Origin of the sequence: Aquibacillus koreensis (assembly GCF_025154055.1) — a bacterium.
Classification (GTDB): domain Bacteria; phylum Bacillota; class Bacilli; order Bacillales; family Amphibacillaceae; genus Aquibacillus_C; species Aquibacillus_C koreensis.
Genome location: NZ_JAOALK010000044.1, coordinates 55,280 through 61,756, shown reverse-complemented (window position 1 = coordinate 61,756; position 6,477 = coordinate 55,280). Strand labels below are relative to the sequence as shown.

Below are 6,477 nucleotides of genomic sequence, written 5' to 3'. Positions count from 1 at the left end.
TCAGAGACGATGAGGTTGATAGGTTCGAGGTGGAAGCGTGGTGACACGTGCAGCTGACGAATACTAATAGATCGAGGACTTAACTAAATTTAATAACCATGTTTGTTTCTTGTTCAAATTCTTATCTAGTTTTCAGGGTATTACATCCTGAATATTGGTCTAGTGGCAATAGCGAAGAGGTCACACCTGTTCCCATGCCGAACACAGCAGTTAAGCTCTTCAGCGCCGATGGTAGTTGGGGCATTGCCCCTGTGAGAGTAGGACGTCGCTAGGCAAAATAAAACCCTTAAGAAATTAAATTTCTTAAGGGTTTTTCTGTAATTATATGAAAAGGAGGTATAAATAGTTATTAAAAACATCAATAGAGTTCACCATTCTACCACTCTCTCCTATACTCATTCGTTTAAATGAGGTTCCTCCTTAATCCTTCCCTATTATTGTACAAATCTTTCTCACTAGTTTAAAATAAAATATTTAGTTACTCTATACATTTTTAAAATAGAATTAATTATGAAACAAGATCATTGGTTTTTCTTCATAAATATTAATAATACATATAAGATGTTAATACTTATCTAAATAGGGAATAGTAAAATAGTTGTTATAGGGGGATATTTTAATGGATTTTTTAACCACATATGTTTTTGATGAACAGTTTAGACTGATTGCCTCTAGAATTCTTGTTGCGCTGGTATTATCAGGACTCATAGGTTTTGAACGCGAGCTTAAAAATCATTCTGCAGGATTCCGTACGCATATTTTAGTTGGAGTAGGCTCTTGTTTAATGATGCTTCTATCTTTATATGGATTTGAAGAATTTATCAATAACTATGATAATGTTCGTTTTGATCCAGCAAGGATTCCTTCCTATGTAATCAGCGGGATTGGCTTTCTTGGAGCTGGTACAATTATCGTAAATGGTATGACCATTCGGGGATTAACTACGGCAGCATCAATATGGGCAGTTGCGGGTTTAGGATTAGTAGTTGGTGTTGGTATGTATGGGGAGGCACTATTTACAACATTGGTTATTTTACTAAGCTTGGTTTTTTTAAACAAATTTGAATTGCGATTCCATAAAGGTAGAGGAAAGATTTCATTTCAAATATTAATTGGACCTGATATGAATATGGGCGACTTACTTAAAGTGTTAGATCAGTTTGATACGAAAATAAGGAAGTTAGAAGTGGAAAAGGACTCGGGTGTAAACCGTAATATACTTATTCAGTTGGATAATGGAACACATATTGACGATTTACAATTGTATGATTATATTTCAAAAATTGAACATGTCATACAGGTTACTGAAATCCAATAGCAGGCTTGTCGTTGTCATCAATTGGCGAAATATATATTGCGGTTTTAGGTTTTATTTTTTTTTACAGAGGTAAGAATATAGATAGTTATTTATTTGCAACTACGTTTAAGAGGAGTATAATATATGTATAGTCAAATATAGTCAAAGTCAAGAAGAGAGGAGGAAGGTGAGTGAGTAATATAACAGATGTCATCGAAACGTATTTAAAAAAAGTCATACAAAACACGAATCATAAAGCAATTGAAATAAAAAGAAGTGAGATTGCTGATCGTTTTGAATGCGTTCCTTCTCAGATTAATTATGTAATTAATACTAGATTCACCGTTGAAAGAGGATACTTAGTAGAAAGTAAACGTGGTGGCGGCGGGTATATACGTATTACTAGGATCACAAATGAAGATAAGGCAAAATTAATTGATGAAATTATAGAGATGATTCAACCTAGTGTTACCCAGCAAGCTACTATAGATATTTTAGAAAGGTTGCTAGAGGAAGAAATCATTACAAAACGGGAAGCAAGAATAATGGTGAGTGCTATAGATCGAAGTACCTTAGCATTTCAATTACCTGTTCGTGATGAAATAAGGTCTAGAATTATGACTGCGATGTTAACTGCTTTAAAATACTGAGTGGTGTGAGGAGGTTAGAACATGGAGTGTCAAGAATGCCATGAACGTCCAGCTACATTGCATTTTACTAAAGTAATTAATGGGGATAAAACAGAGATTCACGTATGTGAACAGTGTGCTAAGGAAAAAGGGTATGTATCTTATGAGGAAGAAGCTTATTCATTGCACGATCTTCTTTCGGGGTTATTTAATTTTGAATCCTCGTCTTTAAATGAACAAAAGCAAAGTAGTTTTACCCCAGAAAAAACATTGAAGTGTAGCAAATGTGGCATGACTTACGAAGAGTTTACGCATGTAGGAAAGTTTGGATGTGCATCATGCTATCATACGTTTTCAGATCGGTTAAACCCGATATTTAGACGAGTGCATAGTGGAAACACGACACATGATGGTAAAATCCCTAAACGTAAAGGGACTGATATACATCAAAGGAAACAGCTACTGGACTTAAAAAAGGAACTACAACAACTGATTAAGAATGAGGAGTTTGAAAAAGCCGCTCATACAAGAGATGAAATTAAAGCGCTCGAAAGACACCTAAACCATGATCAAGGGGAGGGGGAGTGGTAATGTCGCTAGAGAAGTTTATGAATGAGGCAATTAGCCCATGGATGAAAGAAGAAGGACCTGATAGTGATATTGTAATGAGTAGTAGGATTCGACTAGCTAGAAACTTTGAAGACATCCCTTTCCCTATTATTGCAAATAAAGATGAGTTGGAAGAAATATTAGCGATGATGAAAAATAACTTTCAACAAAAATCCTTTAAAAACTATCATGACCTAGAGTTTGTAAAAATGATTGATTTGAAAACAATTGAAAAGCGCGTTCTTGTAGAGAAACATTTAATTAGTCCTCATCTAGCAGAGAAGTCTGATTTAGGTGCTGTATTAATTTCTGAGAATGAACAGGTTTCAATCATGGTGAATGAAGAAGATCATCTTCGTGTGCAATTATATTTTCCTGGATTTCAATTAGAACAAGCCTTAGAACATGCATTTGAAATGGATGATTGGTTAGAGGAGAAAATTGATTTTGCATTTGATGAAAACAGAGGGTATTTGACTAGTTGTCCAACCAATGTGGGAACAGGTCTCCGTGCATCGGTTATGATGCATTTACCAGCTCTTGCTATTACACAGAAAATTAACCGCATGATTCCAGCGATTAATCAACTTGGTCTTGTAGTGCGCGGTATTTACGGCGAAGGTAGCGAAGCATTGGGCAATATTTTTCAAATTTCGAACCAAGTTACGCTTGGTAGATCGGAAAATGATATTATAAATGACCTAAAAAGTGTCGTACAGAAGCTTATAGAACAGGAAAGAAAGGCAAGGCAAATGTTAGGCGACCAACGAGCAGTTCAATTGGAAGATAGAATTTTTAGGTCTTATGGTGTATTAGAGCACAGTCGTATCATAGAATCTAAAGAGACTGCTAAATGCCTATCCGATGTTAGGTTAGGTATTGATATGGGGTATATCACCAATGTGTCTAGAACGATATTGAATGAGTTAATGATATTGACGCAACCTGGATTCTTACAACAATATGCAAAAGAATCATTATCTCCTCAAGATAGAGATGTACTAAGAGCATCGTTAATAAGAGAACGACTAAACTTAGAAAATTCATATTAGGAGGAATGCGTTTATGATGTTTGGTAGATTTACAGAACGAGCGCAAAAAGTTCTAGCACTTTCGCAAGAGGAAGCTGTTAGACTTGGACATAACAATATTGGAACGGAACATATCTTGCTAGGATTAGTAAGTGAAGGCGAAGGAATTGCAGCAAAAGCATTAAATACACTTGGCCTTGAAACAGAAAAAATTCAACAAGAGGTAGAACAGTTGATTGGTAAGGGACAAAAGATGTCTCAAACGATTCATTACACACCTCGAGCAAAAAAAGTAATTGAACTTTCCATGGATGAAGCACGTAAACTTGGCCATTCTTATGTTGGCACGGAACACATTTTATTAGGTCTAATTCGTGAAGGAGAAGGTGTAGCTGCTCGTGTACTAAACAACCTTGGAGTTAGTCTTAATAAAGCACGTCAGCAGGTGCTTCAATTACTGGGTAGTAATGAGTCTACAGCAGGTCAGCATGGTAGAGGCGGTCAAGCAGCAGCTAATACACCAACATTAGATTCACTGGCTAGAGATTTAACTGCAATCGCCAAAGAGGGTAATATCGATCCTGTTATTGGTCGTGAGAAAGAAATCGAGCGTGTTATTCAAGTACTTAGTCGTCGTACCAAAAATAATCCTGTATTGATTGGTGAACCTGGTGTTGGTAAAACAGCGGTAGCAGAAGGGTTAGCCCAACAAATTGTTAATAATGAGATTCCTGAAATATTGCGTGATAAGCGCGTAATGACACTAGATATGGGTACGGTAGTTGCCGGAACGAAATATCGTGGTGAATTTGAAGATCGCCTGAAAAAGGTAATGGAGGAAATTCGCCAAGCAGGAAATATCATTTTATTTATCGATGAATTACACACATTAATTGGAGCAGGTGGAGCAGAGGGTGCAATTGATGCATCCAATATACTAAAGCCGTCCCTTGCGCGTGGTGAACTGCAATGTATAGGTGCTACAACGTTAGATGAGTACCGTAAGTATATCGAAAAGGATGCAGCCTTAGAACGTAGATTCCAACCAATTCAAGTAGATGAACCAACGATGGAAGAAACGATTCAAATATTAAAAGGACTCCGAGATCGCTATGAGGCACACCACCGCGTAACCATTACAGATGATGCCATTGATGCAGCTGCTAAGCTTTCTGATCGATACATTACCGATCGATTCTTACCTGATAAGGCAATTGACTTAATTGATGAGGCGGGTTCAAAAGTTCGCTTACGTTCTTATACAGCGCCACCAAACCTTAAAGAATTGGAACAGAAGTTAGAAGAGGTACGGAAAGAAAAAGATGCTGCTGTTCAAAGTCAGGAATTTGAAAAAGCTGCTTCACTAAGAGATAGTGAACAACGCTTACGAGAAGAATTAGAAAAAACAAAAGACGAGTGGAAAGAAAAGCAAGGGCAAGAAAGCTCAGAAGTATTAGTGGAGGATATCGCAAGCGTCGTCTCCACATGGACTGGAGTACCAGTATCATCCCTAACCAAGGATGAGAGTGAACGATTACTAAATATGGAAGATATTTTGCATGATCGAGTTATTGGTCAAGACGAAGCTGTCAAAGCAGTAGCAAAAGCAATCCGTCGTGCAAGAGCAGGACTAAAAGATCCAAAAAGGCCAATTGGTTCATTTATCTTCTTAGGACCAACCGGTGTTGGTAAAACAGAATTAGCACGTGCACTTGCAGAGTCTATGTTTGGTGATGAAGATTCCATGATCCGAATTGATATGTCTGAATATATGGAAAAACATTCTACTTCACGTTTAGTGGGTTCACCTCCGGGGTATGTAGGTTATGATGAGGGTGGCCAATTAACGGAAAAGGTAAGAAGAAAGCCTTATTCTGTTATCTTGCTTGATGAGGTAGAAAAAGCACACCCAGAAGTATTTAATATCTTGCTACAAGTACTAGAGGATGGTAGATTGACTGACTCAAAAGGTAGAGTGGTTGACTTTAGAAATACGATCTTAATTATGACTTCTAACGTAGGTGCAAGTGAGCTAAAAAGCAACAAATATGTTGGCTTTAATTTAGGTGACGAAGAAGAAGACTACAAAGGTATGCGCTCTAAGGTAATAGGTGAATTGAAAAAAGCGTTTAGACCTGAATTTCTAAATAGAATTGATGAAACAATTGTCTTCCATTCACTTGAAAAAAAACATATGAAAGATATCGTTACGTTAATGGTAGATCAGTTACAGAAACGATTAAAAGAACAAGAAATAGATTTCGAACTGTCGGATAAAGCCATCACGAAAATTGCCGATGAAGGTTTTGACCCAGAATATGGAGCGAGACCGTTGCGTCGTTCCATTCAAAAGAACGTGGAAGACTTACTGTCTGAATCACTTTTAAAAGAAACGATTAAAAAAGGTCAGAAAATCAAAATTGATATTGATGCGGAAGATCAATTTGCTATATCTACGCCCTAATAAAAAGATTTTACTGACTCCAATACGTTAAAAATCGAAAGGTCCTGCCTTTCGATTTTTTTCTATTTTGATATGATAGAGCTAGAAAAGCATGACCTTTACTTTAATGCCGGTTTTTCTATAGACTGCGTCGTAACGCAAAAATAATGAGTTCATACAACGCAAGCGGCTATGTGAGACCTTATTCCCCTCTTTTTGACCGATATTGAATCTGAGCGGTCATACGGTACGCTATTTTAACAAAATGCTATCGAAATCAATGCAATTAGGGCAAATAACGGATCTCATGACCGCCAAGATTTCCTTAGAATTCTGAGCGGCTATGAGAGACCTTATTTTCCTGTTTTAGGCCGATTTAAAATCTAAGCGGCTATACAGTACGTTATTTTAGCAAAATGCCCAGGTAATCAATGAAATCAGGGCAAATAAGGGATCTGGTAGCCGCTA

Annotated in this window: 5 protein-coding genes and 2 rRNA genes; all 7 read left to right on the top strand. The window is 37.1% G+C overall.

The window, feature by feature from the left end:
• Positions 1-87, top strand: a 23S ribosomal RNA gene (locus NYQ66_RS12790); the annotation flags it as partial.
• A 71-nt stretch (positions 88-158) separates the two neighbouring features.
• Positions 159-274 (top strand): 5S ribosomal RNA (gene rrf / locus NYQ66_RS12785).
• 345 nt (positions 275-619) lie between these two features.
• A complete protein-coding gene (locus NYQ66_RS12780) occupies positions 620-1,318 on the top strand; it encodes an MgtC/SapB family protein (protein ID WP_259870033.1) in 699 nt (232 codons plus the stop codon).
• A gap of 170 nt (positions 1,319-1,488) precedes the next feature.
• Complete coding sequence (locus tag NYQ66_RS12775) at positions 1,489-1,947, top strand: CtsR family transcriptional regulator (protein WP_259870032.1); 459 nt, start codon at positions 1,489-1,491, stop codon at positions 1,945-1,947.
• A 21-nt stretch (positions 1,948-1,968) separates the two neighbouring features.
• A complete protein-coding gene (locus NYQ66_RS12770; protein WP_259870031.1) occupies positions 1,969-2,517 on the top strand; it encodes a UvrB/UvrC motif-containing protein in 549 nt (182 codons plus the stop codon).
• A complete protein-coding gene (locus tag NYQ66_RS12765; RefSeq protein ID WP_259870030.1) occupies positions 2,517-3,587 on the top strand; it encodes a protein arginine kinase in 1,071 nt (356 codons plus the stop codon). Before NYQ66_RS12770 ends, NYQ66_RS12765 begins: the two co-directional genes overlap by 1 nt.
• A 13-nt stretch (positions 3,588-3,600) precedes the next feature.
• Positions 3,601-6,030 carry an ATP-dependent protease ATP-binding subunit ClpC gene (clpC, locus tag NYQ66_RS12760; protein WP_259870029.1) on the top strand — a complete coding sequence of 810 codons (2,430 nt, stop codon included), beginning with the start codon at positions 3,601-3,603 and terminating at the stop codon, positions 6,028-6,030.
• Positions 6,031-6,477 lie beyond the last annotated feature (447 nt).